This window comes from Janthinobacterium paucivorans, assembly GCF_051380805.1.
Lineage (GTDB): Bacteria > Pseudomonadota > Gammaproteobacteria > Burkholderiales > Burkholderiaceae_D > Janthinobacterium > Janthinobacterium lividum_D.
The window spans coordinates 63,229-84,714 of sequence record NZ_JBNYXR010000015.1; the positions used below are offsets into that span (position 1 = coordinate 63,229).

At 60.1% G+C, this 21,486-nt stretch carries 23 protein-coding genes; 9 read left to right on the top strand and 14 right to left on the bottom strand.

The window, feature by feature from the left end; genetic code table 11:
- Positions 1-69: 69 nt before the first annotated feature.
- The 5 genes from ACQ4V8_RS17290 to purB all read right to left on the bottom strand — a co-directional run bounded on the left by ACQ4V8_RS17290 (position 70) and on the right by purB (position 6,217).
- Positions 70-2,223, bottom strand: coding sequence for a S46 family peptidase (locus ACQ4V8_RS17290; protein WP_010401848.1), 2,154 nt, complete (start codon positions 2,221-2,223; stop codon positions 70-72).
- A gap of 376 nt (positions 2,224-2,599) precedes the next feature.
- The gene (locus ACQ4V8_RS17295) at positions 2,600-3,175 is read right to left on the bottom strand and encodes a YceI family protein (protein ID WP_436571910.1); all 576 of its coding nucleotides are present in this window, start codon (positions 3,173-3,175) and stop codon (positions 2,600-2,602) included.
- 148 nt (positions 3,176-3,323) lie between these two features.
- Positions 3,324-3,878 carry a YceI family protein gene (locus ACQ4V8_RS17300; RefSeq protein ID WP_010401843.1) on the bottom strand — a complete coding sequence of 185 codons (555 nt, stop codon included), beginning with the start codon at positions 3,876-3,878 and terminating at the stop codon, positions 3,324-3,326.
- Positions 3,879-3,917: 39 nt separating this feature from the next.
- Positions 3,918-4,442, bottom strand: coding sequence for a cytochrome b (locus tag ACQ4V8_RS17305; RefSeq protein ID WP_436571911.1), 525 nt, complete (start codon positions 4,440-4,442; stop codon positions 3,918-3,920).
- Between the two features lie 395 nt (positions 4,443-4,837).
- Positions 4,838-6,217 (bottom strand): adenylosuccinate lyase, encoded by a 1,380-nt coding sequence (purB, locus tag ACQ4V8_RS17310; protein WP_010401841.1) that lies wholly within the window; start codon positions 6,215-6,217, stop codon positions 4,838-4,840.
- Between the two features lie 277 nt (positions 6,218-6,494).
- Here purB and ACQ4V8_RS17315 point away from each other — a divergent pair, with 277 nt between their 5' ends.
- Complete coding sequence (locus ACQ4V8_RS17315; RefSeq protein ID WP_010401840.1) at positions 6,495-7,109, top strand: glutathione S-transferase N-terminal domain-containing protein; 615 nt, start codon at positions 6,495-6,497, stop codon at positions 7,107-7,109.
- Between the two features lie 130 nt (positions 7,110-7,239).
- Here the strand turns inward: ACQ4V8_RS17315 and bfr are convergent, their stop codons facing one another.
- Positions 7,240-7,716 (bottom strand): bacterioferritin, encoded by a 477-nt coding sequence (gene bfr, locus ACQ4V8_RS17320; protein WP_010401839.1) that lies wholly within the window; start codon positions 7,714-7,716, stop codon positions 7,240-7,242.
- A 423-nt stretch (positions 7,717-8,139) separates the two neighbouring features.
- Here bfr and ACQ4V8_RS17325 point away from each other — a divergent pair, with 423 nt between their 5' ends.
- Positions 8,140-8,820, top strand: a complete 681-nt coding sequence (locus tag ACQ4V8_RS17325) for a Fe2+-dependent dioxygenase (protein WP_010401838.1) — start codon at positions 8,140-8,142, stop codon at positions 8,818-8,820.
- Between the two features lie 263 nt (positions 8,821-9,083).
- On the opposite strand, the gene ACQ4V8_RS17330 is transcribed toward ACQ4V8_RS17325, so the two are convergent.
- Together ACQ4V8_RS17330 and ACQ4V8_RS17335 are read right to left on the bottom strand one after the other, a co-directional pair.
- Positions 9,084-9,785 carry an energy transducer TonB gene (locus ACQ4V8_RS17330; protein ID WP_436571912.1) on the bottom strand — a complete coding sequence of 234 codons (702 nt, stop codon included), beginning with the start codon at positions 9,783-9,785 and terminating at the stop codon, positions 9,084-9,086.
- A gap of 43 nt (positions 9,786-9,828) precedes the next feature.
- The gene (locus tag ACQ4V8_RS17335) at positions 9,829-10,032 is read right to left on the bottom strand and encodes a (2Fe-2S)-binding protein (protein WP_010401835.1); all 204 of its coding nucleotides are present in this window, start codon (positions 10,030-10,032) and stop codon (positions 9,829-9,831) included.
- A 412-nt stretch (positions 10,033-10,444) separates the two neighbouring features.
- On the opposite strand from ACQ4V8_RS17335, the gene ACQ4V8_RS17340 reads away from it, so the two are divergent.
- The 4 genes from ACQ4V8_RS17340 (at position 10,445) to ACQ4V8_RS17355 (ending at position 13,147) form a co-directional block, all read left to right on the top strand.
- A complete protein-coding gene (locus ACQ4V8_RS17340; RefSeq protein WP_043462955.1) occupies positions 10,445-10,729 on the top strand; it encodes a FeoA family protein in 285 nt (94 codons plus the stop codon).
- Between the two features lie 2 nt (positions 10,730-10,731).
- Complete coding sequence (gene feoB / locus ACQ4V8_RS17345) at positions 10,732-12,633, top strand: ferrous iron transporter B (protein WP_029496718.1); 1,902 nt, start codon at positions 10,732-10,734, stop codon at positions 12,631-12,633.
- 9 nt (positions 12,634-12,642) lie between these two features.
- Entirely contained in the window at positions 12,643-12,915 is a 273-nt protein-coding gene (locus ACQ4V8_RS17350) for a hypothetical protein (protein ID WP_010401830.1), read from the top strand.
- Positions 12,916-12,985: 70 nt separating this feature from the next.
- Positions 12,986-13,147, top strand: coding sequence for a hypothetical protein (locus tag ACQ4V8_RS17355; RefSeq protein WP_196855671.1), 162 nt, complete (start codon positions 12,986-12,988; stop codon positions 13,145-13,147).
- Between the two features lie 45 nt (positions 13,148-13,192).
- Here the strand turns inward: ACQ4V8_RS17355 and nagZ are convergent, their stop codons facing one another.
- From nagZ to ACQ4V8_RS17370, 3 genes are all read right to left on the bottom strand, one after another.
- A complete protein-coding gene (gene nagZ, locus ACQ4V8_RS17360) occupies positions 13,193-14,734 on the bottom strand; it encodes a beta-N-acetylhexosaminidase (protein WP_010401828.1) in 1,542 nt (513 codons plus the stop codon).
- Positions 14,735-15,220: 486 nt separating this feature from the next.
- Positions 15,221-16,231, bottom strand: a complete 1,011-nt coding sequence (locus ACQ4V8_RS17365; protein WP_010401825.1) for a M48 family metallopeptidase — start codon at positions 16,229-16,231, stop codon at positions 15,221-15,223.
- A gap of 2 nt (positions 16,232-16,233) precedes the next feature.
- Positions 16,234-17,286 carry a YjgN family protein gene (locus ACQ4V8_RS17370; protein ID WP_436571913.1) on the bottom strand — a complete coding sequence of 351 codons (1,053 nt, stop codon included), beginning with the start codon at positions 17,284-17,286 and terminating at the stop codon, positions 16,234-16,236.
- A gap of 165 nt (positions 17,287-17,451) precedes the next feature.
- Here ACQ4V8_RS17370 and ACQ4V8_RS17375 point away from each other — a divergent pair, with 165 nt between their 5' ends.
- The 3 genes from ACQ4V8_RS17375 (at position 17,452) to ACQ4V8_RS17385 (ending at position 19,573) form a co-directional block, all read left to right on the top strand.
- The gene (locus ACQ4V8_RS17375; RefSeq protein WP_436571914.1) at positions 17,452-18,123 is read left to right on the top strand and encodes a glutathione S-transferase; all 672 of its coding nucleotides are present in this window, start codon (positions 17,452-17,454) and stop codon (positions 18,121-18,123) included.
- A gap of 216 nt (positions 18,124-18,339) precedes the next feature.
- A complete protein-coding gene (locus tag ACQ4V8_RS17380; protein ID WP_070346092.1) occupies positions 18,340-19,113 on the top strand; it encodes a 5'-3' exonuclease in 774 nt (257 codons plus the stop codon).
- Between the two features lie 46 nt (positions 19,114-19,159).
- Positions 19,160-19,573 carry a response regulator gene (locus tag ACQ4V8_RS17385; protein ID WP_043462986.1) on the top strand — a complete coding sequence of 138 codons (414 nt, stop codon included), beginning with the start codon at positions 19,160-19,162 and terminating at the stop codon, positions 19,571-19,573.
- A 12-nt stretch (positions 19,574-19,585) separates the two neighbouring features.
- Here ACQ4V8_RS17385 and ACQ4V8_RS17390 read toward each other — a convergent pair whose 3' ends face one another.
- Genes ACQ4V8_RS17390 through ACQ4V8_RS17400 form a run of 3 tightly spaced genes read right to left on the bottom strand, consistent with a single transcriptional unit; the run spans position 19,586 to position 21,382 of the window.
- Positions 19,586-19,732: a hypothetical protein gene (locus ACQ4V8_RS17390; protein ID WP_157998775.1), complete on the bottom strand. Its 147-nt coding sequence runs from the start codon at positions 19,730-19,732 to the stop codon at positions 19,586-19,588.
- A 23-nt stretch (positions 19,733-19,755) separates the two neighbouring features.
- Positions 19,756-20,871, bottom strand: a complete 1,116-nt coding sequence (gene mnmA / locus ACQ4V8_RS17395) for a tRNA 2-thiouridine(34) synthase MnmA (RefSeq protein ID WP_436571915.1) — start codon at positions 20,869-20,871, stop codon at positions 19,756-19,758.
- A 31-nt stretch (positions 20,872-20,902) separates the two neighbouring features.
- Positions 20,903-21,382 (bottom strand): NUDIX hydrolase, encoded by a 480-nt coding sequence (locus ACQ4V8_RS17400; protein ID WP_010401817.1) that lies wholly within the window; start codon positions 21,380-21,382, stop codon positions 20,903-20,905.
- Positions 21,383-21,486 lie beyond the last annotated feature (104 nt).

Sequence of the window (21,486 nt, forward strand, 5' to 3'; positions counted from 1 at the left end):
ACGAAAAAAAGCCACTCCCGCAGGAGTGGCTCAGCTGACAAGCGCGCGTGAGCGGCTGATCGTTTCTTGTTACTCAGCGCCCATTTCTTTGAGCAGGTTGTCTGCGCGGTCGATGTGTTTCATGTTCCACAGCATGTAGCGCAGGTCGACCTGGATCGAACGGGTGTTGGCCTTGTTGTAGTCCCAATCGGAAATGATCGAGTCCAAGGTGCCATCGAAGGCCAGACCGATGAATTCGCCTTTTGCATTCAGGGCAGCCGAACCGGAGTTGCCACCGGTGATGTCCAGAGTCGCCAGGTAGTCGACCGGCACGGTTTTCAGTTTCGGATCAACAAATTTGCCGAAGTCCTTGGCTTTGATTGCGGCCAGTTGATTCGCCGGTGCATTGAATTCACCTTCGCCCGTGGCTTTGGCAGTGATGCCCTTGACGGTGGTAAACGCGCTCCAGGTGGTGCCGTCGGCGCCGTGGTCACGGCCGGCAACTTTGCCGAACGTCACGCGCAAGGTGCTGTTGGCGTCAGGATAGACGGCCAGTCCCTTGCTCTTCATGAAGGCAATTTTTGCTTTCATGTAGTTGGCGTAGGCTTGCTGGATCTTGCCGGCCAGTTCTTCGTCTTCCGCTTCGTTTTTCAGCGAATCGGGATACATGGCAACGGCTGCCTGGATGAAGCTATCCTTGCTGGCCTGGAATTCGGCTGGCGTGCGTTTCAGCCATGCTGCGCGTTCTTCCTTGTCGCCCAGTTTGCTGCCGGCATACAGTTTGTCCAGCGCGGTGGACAGTTCGGCGGCCGACATGCCATCCTTGATGCCGATGGCGGCGTCGAAGCTGGCGCGGCGTTGTGCTGCCGGTTGCGCGGCGTACTTGCTCAGGCTGTTCAATACCAATGCCTTGTCGACTGCTTCATCGTAGGTGCGCTCGACCGACGTGATGCCCGAGGCCAGGCGCGGCAAATCGCGCGTCTGGTAGCCGGACTTGCGTTCCGTGTCGGCCTTGGTGCTCTCGTTGGACAGGCGGTACAAGCTGCGTGCTGTGCTCAGCAGGCGCGGCTGTGCGTAGCTGAGGAAGAAGTCGCGCTTGGTGTCGGCATCGCGCTCGGCGATCAGCTTTTCCACTTGCTCGATATCGCCGGCAAATTCAGCCTTGCGTGCAGGATTGGCGTTGACCCATGCTTTCATGTCATTGTGTTGCGTCGTCTTGCGCGCCAGGAAGTCGCTGCCAGCGTAGGAATCGAGCATGCCTTGGCGGTTCTTGTAGTAATTATTGACGCCAGCGACCTGACCCGCGTATTTCAGGGCCACATCCTTGTTGTCCTTGGTTTCGCGCGCGATGATGGCCAGGGTTTCGCCCGACGCTTTTACGAAGGCTGGATAGTTCCAGTCAAACGTGTAAGCCACTTCCGATGGCAGGCGGTGACGGTTGGTGCGGCCAGGGTAGCCGAGGACCATCACGAAATCGCCTTCTTTTAAGCCATCCTTGGCCAGTTTCAGCACGTGTTTAGGCTGGTAAGGCACGTTGTCCTTGCTGAAGTCGGCAGCTTTGCCGTCGCGGCTGACGTAGGCGCGGTAGAAACCGTAGTCGCCGGTGTGACGTGGCCACATCCAGTTGTCGACGTCGCCGCCAAACTTGCCCACGCCCGCTGGAGGCGCGTGCACCAGGCGCACGTCGCGGATTTCCAGTTGCTTGATCAGGTAGAACTCCAGGCCGCCGTAGTAGGCCGACACGGTGCAGCGGAAACCGGCTTCTTTTTCGCACTCTGCAACCAGTTTTTTCTGGTTTTTCTCGATCGCGTCGATGCGTGCCTTGCCTTGCAGCTTGGCTACGTCGGCGCTGATGATCTTGTCGCTGACATTGGTCACGGCCGAGGTGACGAAGATGCGGCTACCAGGAGCGGCCGGCAATTCTTCCGCGAACGTCTTGGCCAGGAAGCCGTTAGCCAGCAAATCGCGCTCTTTGGTCGAATTGACCGCCACGCTGTTGTAGACGCAATGGTGGTTGGTGGCAACCAGGCCTTGCGGCGAGACGAACGAGGCCGAGCAGCCGCCCAGGCTGACGATGGCACCCATCGGGAACTCGGTCAGTTTGGTCAGGGTGGTCGGATCGAGTTTCAGTCCGGCCGCTTTCAGTTCCTTGGCTACTTGTGGCAGCTGTTGGGGCATCCACATGCCTTCGTCGGCGTGTGCGAAGTTGCTCAGGATGGCGAGCGCGATTAAAGATTTTTTCATTCGAGTTCTAGTCTTTTTACATGGTGGGAAGGCGGAACCAACGTGTACCCAGTGTTTTTCTCAGCGGGCGAGGCATAGTATCCGTATCGAACTCGCACTAGTCAATCACATTTTCCGGGCGGCATGGTTGCATTTATTTGTTTTAATGGACACAACTTCCAGTGGTGCAGTGGCAGGAGCCGCTTGCCAGTGTCATTTTCCCCGTGCCAGCGCCGTGGTATTTGTGCGTACTTGCCTTGGCGCCAGGTGATATTGATGCCGCAGCATAAGCCGCAGCATAAAAAGTCCAGCGCCCTTGCGTCGCGCATGCAAAAGCCCGCCTGGCTGCGTGCAGCGAGGCGGGCTTGTCATGCTGCAAGGCCGTGCTTAATCGGCCTTAATCGGCCTTGATCGCTTCGACCTGGATGGCCAGCTTGACTTCCGGCGAGAACGCCGGCATGCCGTAGTTCAGGCCAAAGTCGCTGCGCTTGAATTGCGCACTGGCGTCAGCGCCGCACACTTCGCGCTTGTAGCGCGGGTGCATGATGCACTTGAATTTACTCACGTTCAATGTGACGGGCTTGGTCACGCCCAGCAGGGTCAGTTCGCCGTTCACTTCCACCAGCTGATCGCCGTTGAACTTGAGCGACGTGCTCTTGTAAGTGATTGCCGGGAATTTTTCCACGTTGAACATGTCCGCTTTTTTTGCGTGCGTGTTCATGGCGTCGAAGCCGAAATCGATCGAATCGGCATCGATGACCAGGTCCAGGCTGCCTGTCTTGGCGGCACGGTCCAGTGTCACGCTGCCCTTGGTTTTGTTGAACTTGCCACGCCAGACGGACAGGCCCATGTGATCGGCTTCAAAGCTGGGGAAGGTATGCGTCGGGTCGAGGTTGTAGGTGTCGGCGGCGGCCATGGCCGAACCAGCGCTGGCAGCGGCCAGCACGGCGATCATCAAGTGCGAAAATTTCATGCAGATCCTATAGTTGAACAGGTGGTGGGGTTGTTTTTGGTAACGACTGAAAAACGTTCAGGACAAGGCGCCTTGCCTGGTGCAGTACGAAAAGCACAAGGTGGAAAACCGGGCAAGAGCAACGCAGCCATGGACGTTTTCTCAGGTGTTACTGGGCGGCGACGTGGAATTTGATGGTGACTTCATCGGCAACCATGCTGGTGTCTTTCCACTCGCCTTCGCCGATGTTGTAGGTCAGGCGCTTGATCGGCAGGGCGCCGTCAAATGCGTATTTGCCGCCATCGGCTTTCACCGTCATGGGGAAGCTCACGTCGCTGGTCTTGCCCTTGATGCTCAGTTTGCCGCTCACGGTCAGCTTGCCGGCGCCGGCGGCCTTGATGCTGCTCGAGACAAACGTGGCTTTCGGGAACTGGGCCGAGTTGAACCATTCTTTCTTGGCCACTTCCTTGTTGTACTCCGGGTCGCCGATATCGATGCTGGCCGTGTCGATTTCTACTGACGCTTTCGAGGCATCCGGCGTGGCCGGGTTGTAATCGATGGCGATATTGAATTTCTTGAACTTCGCTTCCACGGGGACGTTCATTTGCTTGAACGCGGCCGACACGCTGGTCTTGGCGGGATCGACTTTCAGCACGGTGGCCGCGGTGGCGGCCACGGATAGGCCCAGCAGGGAAGCGAGGACGATGCGTTGGGTGGTGTTCATCTTATTTTTTCCTGTGTTTCAGTGAGCAAAGGGAGGACGTTATGGCAGCATGCGTTTAAGTACGCCATCGCGGTTGATGAAATGGTGTTTCAGCGCTGCCAGCACATGGGCGGCCACGGTGGCGGCCATCGTCATGTTCAGAACATAATGAATCTCTTTTAGAAGTGGCTTAAGCTCGGGGTTCGGCGCCATGATGACCGGCAGCTGGAACAGGCCCAGATAGATGACCGGCACGCCGGCCGCCAGGGTGTACAGGTAGCCTGAAATGGGTACGGCGAAGATCAGCAGGTACAGCAGCACGTGCACGGCGTCGGCCGCCTTTTTTTGCCAGGCAAGCATGCTCGACGGGTGCGGCGGCGGCACGTTGGCCTTACGCCACAGCAGGCGGATGGCGGCGACGGCGAGCACAGTTATGCCCAGCCATTTGTGCCAGGAGAAATATTTGAGCTTGGTGGGCGTCAGGCCGGGAATGTCTGTCATGACCAGGCCCATGACAAAGGCGCTGATGATCAGCAGGGCACTTAGCCAGTGCAGGAGGATGGCGGTGGTCGTGTAGCGTTGCATCGGCGGCTTTCTTGAAAGTAGTACGTGTCAGGACTAATTAGCCTTAATATACCAAAGAAAATCAAATTGCGCTGCGTGCTGCTGATTCTATAAGAAAGATGACTGGAAAAACCGCAGGGCGGGCGGTAATGCCGTTCAGTTAAGGATTTTGGCGTGATTTATGAGCGCCAGTAAATTCGCTAACCCCAGAGGCAAAGAGCTGGGGTCGGTCACTTCGTGATCGGAATGTGCTCCATTGAAGCACATTCCCCCTCAGGGTCCGACCCCTGTCCTGGTTCTTGGGCTAAAAATAGCATCACTAACACACTAACTGAACGCCATTACAGGGCGGGCGGCGTTTGTGCGCTGGCCGCCCTGCGGGAGTGGATCTGCCTGATGCGGATCGCGGTGCTCGCTTAGATCGCCTTGGCCAATTGCGCTGCGATGCCGATGTAGTTAGCTGGCGTCATGCTCAGCAGCACTTGCTTGGCGTCTTGCGGGATGGCCAGGCCATTGACGAAGGTTTGCAGCGCCTCTTTCGAGATGCCCTTACCGCGCGTCAATTCTTTCAGTTGCTCGTACGGATTTTCGATGCCATAGCGGCGCATCACGGTTTGCACGGGCTCGGCCAGCACTTCCCAGGTGGCGTCCAAGTCTTGCGCCAGACGCGCGTGGTTCACTTCCAGCTTGTTCAGGCCGCGCAGGCAACTGTCATACGCCAGCAGGGTGTAGCCCAGGCCCACGCCGATGTTGCGCAGCACGGTCGAATCGGTCAAGTCGCGCTGCATGCGCGAGACGGGCAGTTTTTCCGACAGGTGTTTCAGCACGGCGTTGGCCAGGCCCAGGTTGCCTTCGGAGTTTTCAAAGTCGATCGGGTTGACCTTGTGCGGCATGGTCGACGAACCGATTTCGCCGGCTTTCAGTTTTTGCTTGAAGTAGCCCAGCGACACGTAGGTCCAGATGTCGCGGTTCAGGTCCAGCAGGATCGTGTTGGCGCGCGCGAAGGCATCGAACAGTTCGGCCATGTAGTCGTGCGGCTCGATCTGGATGGTGTACGGGTTGAAGACCAGGCCCAGGCGCTGTTCGATGACGGCCTGCGAGAAGGCCGGCCAGTCGAAGCCGGGGTAGGCCGACAGGTGGGCGTTGTAGTTGCCGACGGCGCCATTCATCTTGCCGAGGATTTCTACCTGTTCGATGCGTTTCACCGCGCGCTGCAAACGTGCCACGACGTTGGCAAACTCCTTGCCCAGGGTGGTCGGGCTGGCCGTCTGGCCGTGCGTGCGCGACAGCATCGGCACGTCGGCATTGTCGTGCGCGATCTGCGTCAGCTTGGCCACCAGGCCCTGCAATGCGGGCAGCATCACGCCATCGCGTGCGGCTTTCAGCATCATGCCGTGCGAGGTGTTGTTGATGTCTTCCGAGGTGCAGGCGAAATGGATGAATTCCGATGCCGCCACCAGTTCCGGCACGTCCGCCACTTGTTCCTTCAGCCAGTACTCGACGGCCTTGACGTCATGGTTGGTGACCGCTTCGATGGCCTTGATGCGGGCCGCGTCGGCTTCCGAGAAATCCGCCGCCATCTTGTCGAGCAGGGCGCTCGCTTCTGCCGAGAAAGGCTTGATTTCGGCGAAGCCGGCTTGCGATAGTGCTTGCAGCCAGGAGATTTCCACTTTCACGCGGTGGTGCATGAAACCGGCTTCGGACAGGATCGGGCGCAGCAGATCGGTCTTGCTGGCATAGCGGCCATCGAGCGGAGACAGGGCCGACAGCGTGGAATACGGAGTGATAGAAGTCATGAGAGCGGACGCAAGTTAAAGAAACGGTTGGCGTGTGGCGCGCGGGGAGGGTAGGATTATTGCAATTAAGCAATTTTTCGGCGCCACAGATAAATGCCGATTTTACCACCGCTGACCGTTCGCTAGCCGTCGGTCGGCTGCCGATGGCCGCCATTTCGGACGAATCCGGACTCGATGCGGCATGCCTGCCACACTATGCGGACCGCTGGGCGCGTGCGACCAAACGCCGCTGCCGCCGATGTTATACTGCTCGCTGCTCCTTTACCTTAAAGTACCTATGAAACTGATCGGCTCCCTCGCCAGCCCGTATGTCCGCAAAGCCCGTATTGTGCTGGCGGAAAAAAAGCTCGACTATGTTTTTGAGCTGGAAAACGTGTGGGTGCCAGAAACCCGCATCGCGCAGGCCAATCCCTTGGGCAAGGTGCCCTGCCTGGTGATGGAGGATGGCAGCACCTTGATCGATTCGAAAGTCATCGTCGAATACCTCGACACGCTGACGCCAGTGTGCAAGCTGCTGCCTGCCGGCGGCAATGGCCGCGAGCGCGCCGATATCAAGAACTGGGAAGCGCTGGCCGACGGCATCCTCGATGCAGGCGTGCTGGTGCGCCTGGAGCGCACGCAGCGTCCGCCCGAGCAGCAAAGCGCGGCCTGGATCGCGCGCCAGCTCGACAAGATCATCCTGGGTCTTGCAGCGCTGGAAACGCGTCTGGGCGAGAGTGCGTATTGCGCCGGCAAGAACTATACGCTGGCCGACGTGGCCGTGGGTTGCACCTTGGACTGGCTCAGCTTCCGCTTCCCGGAAATCGACTGGCGCGCCGCGCATCCGGCGCTGGCACGTCTGTTCGACAAACTGTCCGAGCGACAATCGTTCAAGGATACCGTGCCTCAGTGAGCGTGCGCTGAGCGGTCGCGCGTCGAAGGCCGGGCAATCGCCGACACCGGGCGCCAGGGCGCCGGACAGCCCTGAGTACAGGCGAAAAAAAACCGGCACGCGTGCCGGTTTTTACGTTGCTGCCTAAGCTTTACTCTTCCACAGCCATCTGGCTTTGCAGGTAGTTCTGGATGCCGACTTTGGCGATCAGGTCGATCTGCGTTTCGAGCCAGTCGATGTGCTCTTCCGTGTCTTCCAGGATCATCAGGAACAGGTCGCGCGAGACGTAGTCGCCGGCTTTTTCGCTGATGGCGATGCCTTCCTTGACGGTGGCGTGCGCGGCGCGTTCCAGTTTCAAGTCGCATTCCAGCATTTCCGGCGTGTTCTCGCCGATCAGCAACTTATGCAGCGCTTGCAGGTTCGGCAGGCCGTCGAGCATCAGGATGCGGTCGATCAGCTTGTCGGCGTGTTTCATTTCGCCGATCGATTCTTCGTATTCTTTCTTGCCCAGCTTTTCCAGGCCCCAGTGCTTGTACATGCGTGCATGCAGGAAGTACTGGTTGATGGCCGACAGTTCATTGGTGAGCTGTGCGTTGAGCATACGGATGACTTCTTTATCGCCCTTCATGGGATGTCCTTTGTTCTGTGTCGCGTTTGATGATGAAACCGCAGGCTGCTGGCGTTCACTGCCGGGTGGCACATGGCTGCCTGGTGGCGCGCAGTTTTTCGGTCTCGCTATGCCCGCATAATAGCGCAAAATATCGGCGATTTCGGGCGGGAAACGGTATTTTTCCGTCTTTTTAACGTAAATAACGTGCGAATAAAACCCATTCTCAAATGGATTGTCCGATCTTTCCGTTTTTTATTTGTGAAGGAAAATGAAGGCCATTCTCATTCGCGTTCCTGCTGCCACTTTGTTGCCGTTGGCGTGTGTGCTTGGCGGCCTTGAAACGGGCGAAAATATTTGCGCCGTTCTTGCTTTGACGTATTCTTGGCCGCCGTCGGCGATGCGATAATCGGGCAGCGATTTTACTGAAAAAAGGATAGCAAAATGATGCTGCATATACCCGGCGTGCTGACGCCGGAACAGGTCACGCAGTTTCGCCAGCGTCTGGCGCAGACGGACTGGGTCGATGGGCGCGCCAGCGTCGGGGCGCAAGGGGCGCAGGTCAAGCGCAACCGCCAACTGGCCGAGGGCTCGCCGCTGGCGCTGGAGCTGGGCGAGATCGTCAGCCGCGCATTGATGGCCAATCCACTGTTTTTTTCGGCCGTGCTGCCGCTGCGCATCCTGCCGCCATTCTTCAATAGCTACGCCGGTGGCGAGCACTATGGCCTGCATATTGACGGCGCTATCCGCACGCCGAAAAACGGCATGCAGTCGATGCGCGCCGACGTCTCGTCGACTGTGTTTCTGAGCGAGCCGGACGAGTATGAAGGCGGTGAACTGGTGGTGGTCGATTCCTACGGCACGCATGAAGTGAAACTGCCGGCCGGCGACGTGATCGTGTATCCGTCGAGCAGCGTGCATCAGGTGCTGCCCGTCACCAGCGGCGAGCGCATCTGCTCTTTTCTGTGGACGCAAAGCATGGTGCGCGAGGATTGGAAGCGCAGCATGCTGTTCGAGCTCGATCAGAACATCCAGAATGTGCGTGGCGAGCACGGCGACTCACCGGCGACGGTGGGCTTGACGGGCCATTATCACAACCTGCTCAGGATGTGGGCGGAGATCTAAAAAAGGGGGTCGGACCCTGCGGGACTAGGCGTCCCCGTCCGGCCCCAGTTTTTTTAGGGTTAAAAAGAGAATACAGTTTTTGCATGCTCTAACCCTAGACCTGAACGGCTGGGGTCAGACCCAAAGGGTCTGACCCCAAAAAAAAGTCTGCCTGGCCCGGGGATGTAGGCTGGCAGACTGAAACAAGCAGTTGCTTGACTAGTACAGAAAACACGCTATAGAAAAGCCAGCAGGGCACACCCGCTGCGCTGCCTGCCGGAAGGTTAGCTCAGTTGGAAGGTCAGTGGCACCAGCACATACACGGACATGGGTTTGCCGTTCTCTATCATCGGCTTGAACAGCGCGCGCTGCGCAGCCTGGCGGCCCGCTTCATCGAGATTGCCGTAGCCGCTAGATTTATGCACCAGGATTTGCTCGGGCAAGCCCTTTTCATTGATCAGGATGCGCAATACCACGGTACCGCTCTCGCCCAGACGGCGCGACAAATTCGGGTAGATCAGTTGCGGCGCCTTGACGTATTCGACGCTGTTGACAGTGCGCGGTGTCGCTGGCGCCGGTGCTGGAGGCGCCGGTGTCGATGGTGCTGCCGGCGCGGCTGTGGCCACGGGAGCTGCTTCGGCACGCGTCGGTTGCGGCGGCGTGATCGTCGGTTCGCTCGGCGCCACGGCGATCAGCGGCAGTGGCGGGATCACGGCGCGCGGCACGGGAGCGCTCAGTTCCACGGTTTTTGGCACCGACGCTGCCGGCGGCTTGGGCGGCGCTGGCGGGGCGATGATGCTGATGGTGGTGATGGTCGGTATGGTTGCCGTGACGACGCGGCTCAGCAGGCCGCTCTGGATGGCGTAAAAGCCGGCGATATGCAGAACGACGATGGCCATCAGCGGCGCAAACTTGTTGCGCTTCTTGTCGAAGTCGGCAAATTGTTGCACGGCCTGCACCGTTACGGGCGGGGGCATCATCGTCATGGCAGTCGTCGCTTTCTTCAGTTTGTCAGTACGGCTCGCATCATTACGCTCGCATCAATACTGTTTCTTGCATCACTGCGGTGGCGCCCAGGTGATCGTTCAGCACGTCGCGCGCGCAGGTGTGGCATTTGCCGCAGCAGGTGGCCACGCCCAGGTCGCGGCGCAGTTCGGCCATGCTCGACAGGCCAAGATCGACGGCTTGACGGATTTCACGATCAGATATGTTGTTGCAGACACATACAATCATTGATGCACCTTCTGGCTGGATGATGAATGGACACTAGGTTCCTCAAGCATTGTTGCTAGTGTTTTAATGAGAATCATTATCATTAAGTTTCATTGTCGCGCAAAGCGCAGGACAATGCAAGCGATTTTGATCTGGCGTGCGGCGCTTGGCGGCCAGGTGTGGCATGTCGATATGTGCTTCTGGTCCATGGCCTAGCCCTTGACAGGGGCTACTCTCCGGGGCAAATAAAAACAATTCGCATTCATGTTTATAATGCTGGTATTGTTTCGGATGGTCGCCGTCTGGACAGTTTGAAAGGCCGCTTGTCGGTAAAGCGCAACAGTTGCGTTTACCTCACAACAGCCAAGTCAAACGCGATGCGCCGCGCGCCGCAGTATGTCCCCGGTGTGTTTAATTTGAACGGAATTTGCTCATGACTCTAGTTCCACCCTCGATGACGCTCGACGCGCTGGCAGTCGGCCAGAGCGGCACGGTGTTGCATATCACTCCCTACACGGCAGGACAGACGGACGACGGCGTCGACCTCGCCCGCCGCTTGATGGAGCTCGGTTTTGTTCCTGGCGAACGACTGCGCATGCTCAAGCGCGGCATTCCCGGCGGCGATCCGCTGGCCATCAAGGTCGGCAATGCCACGTTCGCACTGCGCCGCTTCGAAGCGGCGCTGGTGACGATTCAACCGCTGCTTCAACCGGAATGACCATGGGTGCTGTCGAAACTATTGTCGATGCGGGCTTGCATAAGCCGCTGCATCAGCCACAAATTGCCTTGCTGGGCAATCCGAACTGCGGCAAGACTGCCCTCTTCAACCGCCTGACGGGCGCGCGCCAGAAAGTGGCGAACTACGCTGGCGTGACCATCGAACGCAAGGAAGGGCATTTCACTTCGCCCGCTGGCAAGCCCGTGCGCCTGCTCGATTTGCCGGGTGCCTACAGCCTGTCCGCCACTACGCCCGACGAAGCCATCACGCGCGACGTGGTGGGAGGCGTGCGCAAGGGGGAAGCGCGTCCGGACGCCATCATCTGCGTGGTTGACGCCACCAATTTACGCCTGAACTTGCGTCTGGTGCTGGAAGTCAAACGCCTGGGCCTGCCCATGCTGCTGGCGCTGAACATGACGGACGTAGCGCGCAAGCGCGGCATGCGCATCGATACGGCCAAGCTGTCACGGGAACTGGACATGCCCGTGGTGGAAACCGTCGCGGTGCAGCATGATGGCGAAAAAGCTTTGTTGGGCGCGATTGACGCCATGCTGCCGCTGCCGGCCGTGCAAGCGAAACCGCTGGCCGCCATCGATGCCATCACCGTTGAAGAAACCCAGCGCGAAGTGCGCCGCATCCTGGCCGCCGTCAGCAACGACAGCGCCGACACGGGCAACCTGACAGAAAAAATTGATGACGTGGTGCTGCACCCCGTGTTCGGCCCCATCATCCTGGCCGTGCTGATGTTCCTGATCTTCCAGGCGGTGTTTGCCTGGGCCGCCACGCCGATGGAAATGATCACCGATGGCGTGGGCCACCTGGGCGCCTTGCTGACAGCGAACATGCCCGACGGCCATCTGAAAAGCTTGCTGGTGGAAGGCATCATCGGCGGCGTCGGCAGCGTGCTGGTATTCCTGCCGCAAATCCTGATTTTGTTCTTCTTTATTCTCAGCCTGGAAGACTGCGGCTACCTGCCGCGCGCGGCCTTCCTGCTGGACCGTCTGATGGGTGGCGTGGGCCTGTCGGGCCGCGCCTTCATCCCGCTGCTGTCGAGCTTTGCCTGCGCCATTCCCGGCGTGATGGCGGCGCGCACCATCCAGAACCCGCGCGACCGCCTGGTCACCATCATGATTGCGCCGCTGATGACATGCTCGGCGCGCCTGCCCGTGTATGCGCTGATCATCGCCGCCTTCATCCCGCAGCGCCAGGTGTGGGGCTATCTGAGCCTGCAAGGCCTGGTGCTGTTTGTCCTGTACTTCGCCGGCATCATCTCGGCCATGGCCGTGGCCTGGGTCATGAAGCGCAGCATGGGTGTGCGCAGCAAGCAGCCGCTGATGCTGGAACTGCCGGCCTACCACTGGCCGCATCTGCGGAACTTGTCCGTCAGCCTGTGGGAGCGCGCGAAGATATTCCTGACGCGCGTCGGTACCATCATCCTGAGCCTGATGATCATCCTGTGGTTCCTCAGCACCTTCCCCGGCGCGCCGGACAATGCGATTCATCCGCCTATCTATTACAGCCTGGCCGGCATTCTGGGCCGCAGCCTGGAAGTGATCTTCGCGCCCATCGGTTTCAACTGGCAGATCTGCATCGCGCTGGTGCCGGGCATGGCGGCGCGCGAAGTGGCCGTCGGCGCGCTGGGCACCGTGTATGCGCTGTCGCAAACGGGCGATGCGCTGGCCACCACTCTGGAGCCGCTGATTGCCCATTCGTGGTCGATGGCCACCGCACTGTCGCTGCTGGCCTGGTATGTGTTCGCGCCGCAGTGCCTGTCCACCCTCTCCGTGGTGAAACGCGAAACGGGTGGCTGGCGCTATCCGCTGCTGATGGCCGGCTATATGTTCGCCCTCGCTTACGCCGCCTCGTTCATCACGTATCGCCTCGCCCTGTTGCTGGGCGCTTAGGAGAAAAGCATGTGGCAAACCCTCATCGTCGCCCTGATCGTCGCCGCCGCGCTGCTGCACTTTTCGACCAGGTATCTGCCCGCTGGCGTGCGCCGCGCCATCGTGCGTGGCCTGGTGCGCTGCAGCTTCGATGAGGCGAAGATGTCGACCTTATTCAAGGTGGCAGCCGGTTGCGCCAGCGGCTGCGGTTCCTGTGGCTCTTGCGACAGCCCGCCGCCGTCCGCCACGCCGCCGGCCGATGGCAGCAGCAAGCGCGTGATCCTGATGCAGGTGCGGCGCTAAGGCTGATATCCGTGTAGCCACCGGTGCGCCCGTCGGCTACACTGGACTGTGCGCATAGCAAGGAGTGGCAATGGCGATACTCTTGATCTTCATGTTTTTGTTTGCGCTTGCTGCCTGCTTGCTGGCCAGCCGGCGTGGCCGCCACGCGCGATTCTGGTTCTGCATCGGCCTGGTCCTCGGGCCCTTTGCCTTGCTGGCGGTGGCTGCCTTGCCGCCTGTCACGCGGCCCTGAACGAAAAAAACCCGCTGCTGCGGGTTTTTTTACGCCGCTACAGCGCTAGGTCTTGCCGGCCAGCTTGTCGACGACTGGTGCCAGCGCGGCCGGGCGACAGCCAAAGGCAGCCAGGCGGCCTTGCGCCTGTGGCGCCAGATCCAGGTCGTAGGGCAAACGGCCCGCTACCAGCCACAGTTTATCTTGCGCCAGGGCGTCGATGAGGCGGCGCTGGCCGTCGATGAACATGGCGTTATACGTTTGCAGCACGATTTGTTGCGCACCTTGCGCAAAAGCAATGGCGGCAGCCACTTCCTCGTCCAGCGCTTCAGCCGACAGCGCATATTCGCGCACGTCCAGGCCAGCTTCAAGCAGCGCCGGCAGCATCGAGCTGCGCGCTTCCTTGTTGCGGCCCAGCGCCACTTCGTCGATTTCGCTGCGCGAGCGCACTTCTACCGTCAGCAGGGTCACGGGCAGGCCAGGGTCAAGCGGGCGGTACGCGCCTTGCACGCGCAAGGCCGCTGTTTGCAGTCGCTGCGACAGTGCCATGGCAGGCGCTTGCATCAGTGCCGGCGGGGCCACGGGGCGCGTGCGCCAGTCGCACACGGCGCGGTTGCGCTTGAGTTCAGCGACGCGCGCGAGCGCTGCGTCGATGCGCGCCATGGCGATGTCACCGCGTTCCACGGCGGCGATGACGGCCTCGATGGCAGCCGTCTGCTGCGCTTCGCGGTGCGAGATCAGGACGATGTCGGCGCCTGCCTGCAAGGTCGCGATGGCACCCTGGGCGATGCCGATGCCGTCGGCAATGGCTGCCATTTCCAGGCAATCGGTAATGACCACGCCCTGGTATTTCAATTCGCCGCGCAGCAAGTCCGTCAGCACGCCTTTGGAGAGGGTGGCCGGCACGCTGGTATCGGCCTCAAAAGCGGGGAAGACCACGTGCGCCGTCATGATGGCGTCCACGCCGCCGGCGATGGCCGCGCGGAAGGGTGCCAGTTCCACGGCGTGCAGGCGTTCCTTGTCGTGCGGCACCAGCGCCATGGCGTAATGCGTGTCGATGGCCGTGTCGCCGTGGCCGGGGAAATGCTTGGCAGTGACGGCCACGCCGCTGGCGCGCTGGCCGCGCATGGCAGCCATGCCGTAGTCGATGACGGTAGCGGCATCTTCGCCATACGCGCGCACGCCGATGACGGGGTTGTTGCGGTTGTTGTTCACGTCCAGCACGGGGGCGAGCAGCATATTGATGCCGAGCTGGCGCATCTCATCGCCGCTGATCTGGTTCATGCGCTCGCAGTCTTCGATGGAGCCCGCTGCCTGGAAGGCCATGGCCGCAGGTATCGGCGTGACGCCCTGCTCGATGCGCATCACCATGCCGCCTTCCTGGTCGATGGCGATCAGCAGCGGCGTATCGGATACCTCCGCGTTGATTTCCTGCAGCTCGCGGCACAGGGCCGATACCTGCGCGGGCGTGTGCACGTTGCGGCGGAACAGGATCACGCCGCCCACCTTCTTTTGCCGTATCAAGGTCTTGATATGCTCGTCCGCCTGCAGGGCGTCGAAGCCCACCATGAACAACTGTCCTGCTTTCTCGCGCAAACCCTGCTCCATGCTGCAACTCCTCCGGTATTTATTTTGACGACGGCATACGCATTTTGGCACCGTGGTGGCGCATCGTGGCGCTCACCGCAAAAGCTGCCTTGGTTTTGTATTTGTTTTGGTATTGTATTGGATTTGGGTTTTTGCGCAAGTGGTTATTAAGTGGTATTGCTTCGCTTGCGCAGCGACCGTATCGACCCAGGCGCTGGAACGACGCTGGCTGGGCCTTGGGGCAGTAGCTGCCGAATACGGGCGGCAGTTGCGTGCGACAGCTTTGCGACTGCAGGCAGCGCACCGGCCAGCGGGGATCGTCATTAATATGCATAGTAAGCCCGGCACAGGGCAAAGATGGCGGCCGTGGCAATGAAGGTCAGCTAGCGAAAGGGTATTGGGCGCATGGGCACTGCGGTGAAGTCGGAATGATAAGGTCGACGCTACCTTTGATTTGCGCAAGGTGATGGCGGAAAAAACGCGGCGCCCGCTGGACGCCGCGCGGCTTCAACGCTGTGCGGCGCGGATGCGTTCGATCCGTTCGGCGCTGGCCGGATGGCTCGACAGGTAAGGCGTGCCCTGTTCCAGCTTGCCCAAGGCGACAAAGACTTGCGCCAGGTGTTCCAGCGCTATGCCGTTCTGGCGCAGCATGGTAATGGCGTAGTCGTCCGCGTCGCGTTCGACGTCGCGTGAATACTTCAAGTCCAGCAGCAGCGGCGGCACGGTTGCCACCAGCGTCGACACGTCGCCAAACAGCAGTGCCGCACCGGCGCCCACGGCCGAGGTCTGGATGATGCGCCGCGTCAGGTGGCGCTGCTGCAAATGGCCCAGCTCATGCGCCAGCACGCCCATGATGGCGACATCGTCCGGCAGCAGTTCCACCATTTCATCGGTCAGCACGATATCGCCCGACGGCAGGGCAAACGCGTTCGGACCGATCTTGCTCTTGCGGAAAACGATGCGGTGCTCGGGCGTGCTGTCGCCGGGCGTGGACAGGCGCGCGAACTGGCTGCGCAAGGCTTGCTGGCGTGCCGTATCGAGCTTGCTCGCGGCAAACACGTGCTGGTCGAGGATATCGAGCACGCCCTGGCCCAGCTGGCGCTCGACGGACTGGGGAATCGCATAGGCGATGCCTTTCGCCACGACCGGCAGCAGGTACTGATAGCTGAGCCACAGCGCCAGCACGGTGGCCACCGTGGCCAGCAGGGCGCCGCGCCAGCTTTGCTGCAGCCGCACCACCCAGCCGTCGCGGTGGCCCGTGTCGTGCAGCAATGCGTTGAAGGCTGTCTGGTCGGCGATTTCCAGATAGGCGCCGTCGGGAAAGCTGACCTTGCGCACGGCGTGGCTGCTGCGTTCGGACACATGCAGCTCGCCTAGCGGACAGCTGCGCTCGACGTCGCCCGCCAGTACGGCCACGCCATCGCGCACGGACAGTGTCACGTGGTACAGGCGCGAACTCTGGCCGTCGAAATAGCGGGCGGCCAGGGGCGCGTGGTTCGCTTGCGTGTTGGCGTCCATGCTTACAGCGACAGGTCGAAGTCCAGCAGGTCGACCATGCCTTCGCCAGTGGCAGATACCTGCTCCCCGGTGGCTGTGACAAAGGCATCGAGGCTGCCGTACACCAGCATGGAAGTCGCTTCCAAGCGGTATTTCAGCCAGCGCACATGGGCGAATGGCGAAAACAGACCCAGGGTGACGACGATGCCCAGCAAGTTGGTCAGCATGATGAAGGTGGTGCGGCCCCATGTCAGCTGCGACTGGAACTGGTGCTGCTGCAAACGCGTGTGGTTCCAGATCAGGTTCTGGATCATGGTGAGGAACAGCGGCAGCACGATGAAGGCCCAGGCATACAGGGCGGCCACGGCGCCAAAGATGCTGCCAGCCTTGGTGACGTCATTGGCATTGGTGCTGAAGGCGGCGAAGACACTGGCGAAGACGACAAAGATCAGTACCAGGAAACCGGCCAGCAGCAGGGCGAAGAACAGCAGATAGGTCTTGTAGAAGCTGCCGACGCTGGCGTCGAAGCTGAAGTTGCTGGTGCCGAAGCGGCTATGCGTATGCTGGAAGCGCTTCAGGCGCTGGTGCAGGAAAGGCGTCATCAAGCCCAGGGTGAAGGTATTGAGGATAGGCAGCCACAGAAAGTATGTGTAAGCTTCCTTGGCGCTGCCGCCGAAACCGAAGCGGATGCCCCGGTAGCTGGTGTTGTAGAGCTTGAATTGCAGACTTTTCCAGACCAGCCACGGCATGACGGCCATCATCAGTACGAGCATGATCAAGCCCACGACGGGCGAGATCTGGAAGGCGAGGTTGTAGCCGCCGATCAGGACCAGGGCGCCGATACGGCCCTTCAAAATGGCGAGCGCATTGCCATGGTATTCGAAGCTGCTGCCGGCCAGGTGGGTGCTGGAATAGAAATAGCGGTTGCGGCGCACCTTGGCCCAGGCCGAGTAAATGCCGAGGGTAACGATGCTCAGCAGCAGGTTGACGATCCAGATACGGAAGTATTCGCTGCCGGTGGCGCTGAAGGTAATGGCTGCGCGTTGCGGCGTGTTGTTGTTTGTATCGAAATCCACAGAGAGCTTCCTTGCTTATTGGAAACAAACAAGATAAGGGAAGATGAAGAAGTTATCAATTAAAAATACTTTTTTTTGCAATATATTTCGCTCTGCCGCCCGTGCCGCCGCGATTTTCCCGTCCCGGCTATACTAGAACTCAACCACCGCCTAACGGGAAAAACCATGATCGTCGTCCACCATTTGAACAATTCGCGCTCGCAGCGCGTACTCTGGCTGCTCGAGGAGCTGGGCCTCGACTACGAGGTCAAGCGCTATCAGCGTGATCCGAAAACCATGCTGGCGCCGGCTTCTTTAAAAGCCGTCCATCCCCTGGGCAAGTCGCCCGTGATCACCGATGGCATCAACACGATCGCCGAATCGGGCGCCATCATCGAGTACCTGGTCGAACGCTACGGCAATGGCCGCTTGATACCGGCGGCGGGCACGCCGGAGAAGCTGCGCTGGACCTACTGGCTGCATTTCGCGGAAGGCTCGGCCATGCCGCCGCTGCTGATGAAGCTAGTGTTCGACAAGGTCGAATCGTCGCCCATGCCGTTTTTTGTCAAGCCGATAGCGCGCGCCATCGTCAGCAAGGTCAAGAGCAGCTTCATCATGCCCAATCTCAACAGCCAGCTGGCTTACATGGAAGCGCAGCTGGAGAACGCCAAATGGTTTGCCGGCAATGAATTCACGGCCGCCGACATCCAGATGAGCTTTCCGCTGGAAGCGGCCGCCATGCGCGGCGGACTCGATGAGCGCCTGCCAAAGTTGACGGCATTCCTGCAGCGCATCCACGCGCGGCCCGCCTACCAGCGTGCCCTGGAGCGTGGCGGGCCCTACGATTTCGCCAAATGAGAATGCCTAAGCAAACCTACTGCGCGTCGCCACTTGCGGCCTGCGATGCTCACCTTACTTGAGTACGGTTGCGCTTCTTAGCCACAATTGACTTGCGCTCGAGACGGTTTTGTTAGGCGTTGTTGCGCCGCGTAAAACCTGTCAAGCGGAATTGGCTGGCAATAGTGCTTGCGTCATACGGTAAAATGCGCGATTCAAACAGTATCCATTTACCGCATGGCCAGACTCCTCGCTATCGACGGCTTGAATATCGTACGCCGCGTCTACGAAGCCAGTCCTGAACCCGATTCCGACCTAAAGGCGGAGATCGCGCTGCGCCATGCGCTGTCGTCTTTGCGCACCCTTATCAATGATCATGAGCCGACGCACATCTTGCCGGCCTTCGATTTTGGCGGCAACACCTGGCGCCACGCCCTGTATGCCGGTTACCGCGAGGGGCGTCAGCCCATGCCGCAGGTGCTGCGCGACGCCTTGCCCGGCTTCTATGCCACCCTGGCCAGCTTCGGTCTAAATGTCGTGAGTATTGCCGGGGTCGAGGCCGACGACGTGATCGGCACGGCCGTCATGCGCTGGCTGCACGAAGGGCGCGGCGCGGCCGTTATTGCCACCACGGACAAGGATTTACATGGCTTAATCGCCCACGGCGCGTTGGTGTGGGATCATTTCAAGGGTATCTGGCACGACCGCGCCTGGGTCGAGAAAAAGTTCGGCGTGCCGCCGGAACTGCTGCCCGACCTGCTGGCGCTGATGGGCGACGTCACCGACAGCATCCCCGGTGTGTCGAAGATTGGCCTAAAAACGGGCGCGAAACTGTTGCGCGCCTACGGCAATATCGACGCCGTGATGGCCGGCGCGGGGATTTTGCCCGGTGCGCTGGGCGAAAGCCTGCGAAAAGAGCGGGAAATACTGTATCTTTCAAGAAAGTTAGTCGCGCTCAAGACGGACGTGACTTTAGGCGTGACCTGGAACAAGCTGGTGTGGGAAAAGTAAGGCACGGCGCAAGACAAGAACAATCAAGCAAGGGAAGTAAATCATGATGTTAAAAACAGTCCTGATCGATAGCAGCGCCGTGGCGCGCGGCCTGCTGAACACGGTCCTGACCGATGGCGGCTACGATGTCTGCGGGCAGACGCATACCAGTGCGCTGGGACTGGCGCTGCTGGTCAAGCACCATCCGCATTTCGTCTGCATCGCGCGCGAGCAGGTGGAAGACGGGAGCAACGTGGTGCAAACCATCCGCGCCCAGTATCCGAAGACGCTCATTTTCATGGTATCGGGCGGCATTGACGCCGCCTCGCTGCAGGCGGCCCATGCAATGGGGGTGTCGGGCTTCATCGTCAAGCCCTTCATGGCCGACACGGTGTTGAAAACCGTGCGCAATACGGTCATTGCCATGGTGCGCAAGCAGCAGGCGCTGGCCGCCGCGCAATCGTCGAACTCGGCCGATTGAACCGGCGACAGCTTAATGGGTCAGGTAGTACAGTGCCTGGCCCAATGACTTGCCGAGGTTCAGCAAAAAGTACGCTGTGGCACCCAGCAGCAAGCTGGCTCGCAAGACTACGGGTAAGGCATTCCATGCGGTGACAATCCGGGCGTGCAGTGTGTGCATCAGCGTATCCTTTCAGTCCATGATCAGGGCAAGCCCGTGGCGCTGGCGATGATGCCGCCGCCCAGGCAGACATCCCCATCATACAACACGGCCGATTGGCCCGGCGTGACGGCCCATTGTGCCTGGTCAAACGCCAGGTTGAAGTGTTCATTTCCATCCGGCAGTAGCTGACAGGCCACGTCGGCCTGGCGGTAGCGCGTCTTGGCAGACAGGGTGCCTGCCTGGGGCGCGGTGCCGGCGACCCAGCTGGCCTGGTCCGCCGTCAAGGCGGGCGACAGCAGCCACGGATGGTCATGGCCCTGCACCACCCACAGGGTGTTGTTGGCGATATCCTTGCGCGCCACATACCATGCGTCGCTGCTGCCATCGGCATTCTGGTAGGACTTCACGCCGCCGATGCCGATGCCCTTGCGCTGGCCCAGCGTATAAAAACTCAGGCCCACGTGCTCGCCCACTGTCTTGCCGTCGGCCGTTTTCATGGGGCCCGGCTGGTAGGACAGGTAGCGGTTCAAAAATTCGCGGAACGGGCGCTCGCCAATAAAACAGATGCCGGTCGAATCTTTCTTTTGCGCGTTCGGCAGTGCCAGTTGTTCGGCGATCTTGCGCACTTGCGTCTTCGGGATTTCACCGAGCGGAAACAGGGTCTTCGACAATTGCGCCTGGTTCAGCCGGTGCAGGAAGTAGCTTTGGTCCTTGCTGGCGTCGACTGCCTTGAGCAGCTCATAGCGGCCGGCATCCTGGGGCGCCTGGCGCACGCGCGCGTAATGGCCGGTGGCGATCAGGTCGGCGCCCAGGGTCATGGCGTGGTCAAGAAAAGCCTTGAACTTGATTTCGGCGTTGCACAGCACGTCCGGATTCGGCGTGCGGCCGGCCTGGTACTCGCGTAAGAAATCGGCGAACACGCGGTCCTTGTATTCGGAGGCGAAATTGACGGCTTCGATATCGACGCCGATGACATCGGCCACGCTGGCCGCATCGATCCAGTCCTGGCGCGTGGAGCAATACTCCGAATCGTCGTCATCTTCCCAGTTTTTCATGAACAGGCCGATGACTTCATAGCCTTGTTCCTTCAGCATCCATGCGGCAACCGAGGAATCGACCCCGCCGGACATGCCGATAACGACTTTCTTCTTGCTCATCTTGCTTTCCAGTGTACTTTAGATAATGTTGCTATGCGCTGTTAAAGACAGACGCATGCGTGTGCAGCAGGGCCAGCGGTGCGCGCCGGCCAGCCAGGTATTCGTCCACGCACTGCAGCACCAGAGGGCTGCGGTGGCGTTCCTGGCATGCCGCCAGTTCGTCGCGCGTCATCCACAGGGTGCGGATGATGCCTTCGTCCAGCGGGCGGTCATGCTCGGCGCCGGCCGTGCCGCAAAAGGTGAAGCGCAAATAGGTCACGTCCTCGCCCGTGCGCAGTGACTGATAGCGCGACATATACATGCCGACCAGTGCCGTGGGGATGAAATCGTAGGCCGCTTCTTCCAGCGTTTCGCGGATCACCGCCTGCTCCAGCGACTCGAACGGGTCGAGGTGACCGGCCGGCTGATTGAGCTTGATGCCTTCGCTGGTCTCTTCTTCAATCAATAAAAACAGGCCGTCGCGCTCGACGATGGCGGCAACGGTGACAGAGGGTTTCCAGATTCTCGGCATGATTCCATCCTTGAAAGAGCCGACATTTTATCTTGTTCTGCGCGCGCAGTTGGAACCCTGCCTTCTGTTACGCGGAGATATTGATAAATGACAACGTTTTAGTC

Bases quoted from the DNA above. Each gene is read 5' to 3' on its own strand.
- ACQ4V8_RS17380 (WP_070346092.1), top strand. From the start codon at position 18,340: ATGGCCAGACTCCTCGCTATCGACGGCTTGAATATCGTACGCCGCGTC.
- ACQ4V8_RS17340 (WP_043462955.1), top strand. From the start codon at position 10,445: ATGACTCTAGTTCCACCCTCGATGACGCTCGACGCGCTGGCAGTCGGC.
- ACQ4V8_RS17290 (WP_010401848.1), bottom strand. From the start codon at position 2,223: ATGAAAAAATCTTTAATCGCGCTCGCCATCCTGAGCAACTTCGCACAC.
- ACQ4V8_RS17315 (WP_010401840.1), top strand. From the start codon at position 6,495: ATGAAACTGATCGGCTCCCTCGCCAGCCCGTATGTCCGCAAAGCCCGT.
- ACQ4V8_RS17330 (WP_436571912.1), bottom strand. From the start codon at position 9,785: ATGACGATGATGCCCCCGCCCGTAACGGTGCAGGCCGTGCAACAATTT.
- ACQ4V8_RS17400 (WP_010401817.1), bottom strand. From the start codon at position 21,382: ATGCCGAGAATCTGGAAACCCTCTGTCACCGTTGCCGCCATCGTCGAG.
- ACQ4V8_RS17325 (WP_010401838.1), top strand. From the start codon at position 8,140: ATGATGCTGCATATACCCGGCGTGCTGACGCCGGAACAGGTCACGCAG.
- ACQ4V8_RS17390 (WP_157998775.1), bottom strand. From the start codon at position 19,732: ATGCACACACTGCACGCCCGGATTGTCACCGCATGGAATGCCTTACCC.
- feoB (WP_029496718.1), top strand. From the start codon at position 10,732: ATGGGTGCTGTCGAAACTATTGTCGATGCGGGCTTGCATAAGCCGCTG.
- ACQ4V8_RS17300 (WP_010401843.1), bottom strand. From the start codon at position 3,878: ATGAACACCACCCAACGCATCGTCCTCGCTTCCCTGCTGGGCCTATCC.
- bfr (WP_010401839.1), bottom strand. From the start codon at position 7,716: ATGAAGGGCGATAAAGAAGTCATCCGTATGCTCAACGCACAGCTCACC.
- purB (WP_010401841.1), bottom strand. From the start codon at position 6,217: ATGACTTCTATCACTCCGTATTCCACGCTGTCGGCCCTGTCTCCGCTC.
- ACQ4V8_RS17365 (WP_010401825.1), bottom strand. From the start codon at position 16,231: ATGGACGCCAACACGCAAGCGAACCACGCGCCCCTGGCCGCCCGCTAT.
- ACQ4V8_RS17375 (WP_436571914.1), top strand. From the start codon at position 17,452: ATGATCGTCGTCCACCATTTGAACAATTCGCGCTCGCAGCGCGTACTC.
- ACQ4V8_RS17335 (WP_010401835.1), bottom strand. From the start codon at position 10,032: ATGATTGTATGTGTCTGCAACAACATATCTGATCGTGAAATCCGTCAA.
- ACQ4V8_RS17295 (WP_436571910.1), bottom strand. From the start codon at position 3,175: ATGAAATTTTCGCACTTGATGATCGCCGTGCTGGCCGCTGCCAGCGCT.
- mnmA (WP_436571915.1), bottom strand. From the start codon at position 20,871: ATGAGCAAGAAGAAAGTCGTTATCGGCATGTCCGGCGGGGTCGATTCC.
- nagZ (WP_010401828.1), bottom strand. From the start codon at position 14,734: ATGGAGCAGGGTTTGCGCGAGAAAGCAGGACAGTTGTTCATGGTGGGC.
- ACQ4V8_RS17355 (WP_196855671.1), top strand. From the start codon at position 12,986: ATGGCGATACTCTTGATCTTCATGTTTTTGTTTGCGCTTGCTGCCTGC.
- ACQ4V8_RS17385 (WP_043462986.1), top strand. From the start codon at position 19,160: ATGTTAAAAACAGTCCTGATCGATAGCAGCGCCGTGGCGCGCGGCCTG.
- ACQ4V8_RS17305 (WP_436571911.1), bottom strand. From the start codon at position 4,442: ATGCAACGCTACACGACCACCGCCATCCTCCTGCACTGGCTAAGTGCC.
- ACQ4V8_RS17350 (WP_010401830.1), top strand. From the start codon at position 12,643: ATGTGGCAAACCCTCATCGTCGCCCTGATCGTCGCCGCCGCGCTGCTG.